Here is a 2,325-nt window from a genome sequence, read left to right on the forward strand (position 1 = left end):
ATGGAAGCCACGTTGATAATCGTGCCGCGTCTGCGTTCACGCATGGGTTGCAGAAAGAGGTGGGTCATGGCTACCAGCGAGGCGTTGTTGAGTTGCAGTAAGGCCAGCTCCGATGCCAGTGAAAGCGTGGCAAATTCGCCGCCGGACCCAATCCCCGCGTTATTGACGAGTGCATCAATTTCCCAGTTTTGCTGCTGCGTTTCACGGAAAATCTGGTCGGGAGCGTCTGGCTTTGACAAATCGGCTGCGATGAAGGCTACCTGAATTGCGTATTGAGTCTCAAGCTCTTTACGCAGGGCAGCAAGTTTTTCAGCATTCCGGGCGACGAGTACCAGATTGTGTTTACGTTGGGCTAGTTTTCGGGCCAACGCTTCGCCAATGCCGGCGGATGCTCCGGTTACAAGTGTGTATTTCATTCGTTCGATGACTAATGTTTAGGCAAAGAACGGCGGCAGGGGCGAGCCACTTGTAGCCAAAAGTCGGCTTGTTGTATCCAGGATTCGATTGCCCACGCCAATCCTATCTTTTACGCCAGAATTCTCCCACGGAACGCAGTTCACCCGCTTTTCAGGCCGGCCTTACCGAAGCGGATTGATTTCTTTTGCCCCATTAATGAACCGGATAGGCTATAATCCAGTTAGGATATTAGAATGAACCTGTATTCGGAATCGTTTTCGCTAATCAAGGTTCTGTTTTTCAGACCGTTCCAGGTCTTTTTTCTTCACTTACTGCCTCGCTTTGGGTTAGCATCCTGATTCGGTTCGGTTACTACCAACGATCATGGATCATTTCAAAACGAGTACTCACTGGCTTTTTACCTTATTTTTTTCTTGGGCATCCATGCCCTGTGTGCCATACGCCCTAGTCTGGCCTTTTTAACTGCTACCTTTTTTGAAACGTACGGTATCATTAGTACCGCGTTTTCTAATGCTTCACTTATACCGGATCGACTCCCCAACGAGGCCTGTCCCCGGCTGAAAAAACGTCTTTCGGGTCGTTAATTCATAGGCTTTCTCTTTCGGACCTAAAGCGTCCATTCACCTTTACTTTTTTACACGATGAAACCCAGTAGCCAACAGATTAAAAACACAATTTCCGTACTTCAGAAAAAACTAAAGGATCTCCGCAGTATGGAACAGGACTCCGAAGGTTTTCAGGAAGCTTTGTCCATTCTCAGTGATGGTCGAACCACGTACCGTTCCATTTCAGGACTGCGAACCCGGCAGGGTCGTGCCATTGCCCTCTTAGCCATTGATTATATGAACGGAGCCTGTGAGTCGCGTACGTTATTAAGGTTTCAGTAACGGCCCTTTCATGAATAGCGTCTATCCATTGGCCCGTGATTCGATGAAAATCCTTCAGCCTCATCGAATCATTTTCAATTCTCAAATAAATTTCTTCTCTTCGCAGCAGCCTGTTTTTAGATTAGCTGCGACGTTAAGAAGTATTGTATCATGATTCGATCCCTCATTTCAGGCACGGGTGCCTACCTCCCCCCGCTGACGATTACCAATGACGCGTTTCTCACGCATGAATTTTATGACCAACATCAAACGCCCCTTCGCCAGCCCGTAGAAACTACGCTTAAGAAGTTTACGGCCATTACGGGTATTGAGCAGCGGCGTTATGCCGCCCCGGGGGTTACGGCATCGCTAATGGGTTTGCAGGCCGCTCGGCAGGCCATCAGTCAGGCACAGATTGATGTAGAGTCCATTGATCAGATTATTGTCGCTCATAATTACGGCGATATGGCGTATGCCGGGGCACCCCGGGATCAGGTGCCATCGCTGGCCTCGCGGATCAAACAGGGTCTGGCTATCAAAAATCCGTTTTGCGTGGCATATGACCTGATCTTTGGTTGTCCGGGCTGGTTGCAGGGTTTGATTCTGGCGGATCAGGCCATTCGAAGCGGAGCGGCTTCAACCATTCTGGTCATTGGTACGGAAACGCTATCCCGCGTAATTGACGCGAGTGATCGGGATTCTTTGATTTTTGCCGATGGAGCCGGAGCCTGTGTAGTGACCAAAAGCCTGACCGATGAGGGCGGTATCCTGCATGCGGTGGTTCGTTCGGATACGCTTACCGAGGCGGACTATATTTATTCGGGTAAAGCCAATGCCGATCAGGAAGGCTCGCCGCAGTTTATCAAAATGCACGGGCATAAAGTCTACGAATACGCTCTCACGCAGGTGCCCGGAGCGATGAAAAAGTGTCTCGATGAAAGTGGCATTCCGCTGGAAACTATCAAAATGATCTTTATTCATCAGGCTAACGAAAAGATGGATGAAGCAATTCTCCGGGAATTTTACCGCCTGTACGGACAGA

The 2,325-nt window shown here is 49.4% G+C and carries 3 protein-coding genes; 2 read left to right on the plus strand and 1 reads right to left on the minus strand.

The window, feature by feature from the left end; genetic code table 11:
• The coding region (locus ACOJTG_RS09570; protein WP_420153615.1) for an SDR family NAD(P)-dependent oxidoreductase at positions 1–416 on the minus strand (416 nt) is incomplete at its 3' end.
• Positions 417–1,058: 642 nt separating this feature from the next.
• On the opposite strand from ACOJTG_RS09570, the gene ACOJTG_RS09575 reads away from it, so the two are divergent.
• The gene (locus ACOJTG_RS09575) at positions 1,059–1,304 is read left to right on the plus strand and encodes a hypothetical protein (protein WP_420153616.1); all 246 of its coding nucleotides are present in this window, start codon (positions 1,059–1,061) and stop codon (positions 1,302–1,304) included.
• A gap of 150 nt (positions 1,305–1,454) precedes the next feature.
• The coding region (locus ACOJTG_RS09580) for a 3-oxoacyl-ACP synthase III family protein (protein ID WP_420153617.1) at positions 1,455–2,325 on the plus strand (871 nt) is incomplete at its 3' end.

The sequence above is a fragment of the Siphonobacter sp. genome (assembly GCF_048595215.1).
Taxonomy (GTDB): Bacteria; Bacteroidota; Bacteroidia; order Cytophagales; family Spirosomataceae; genus Siphonobacter.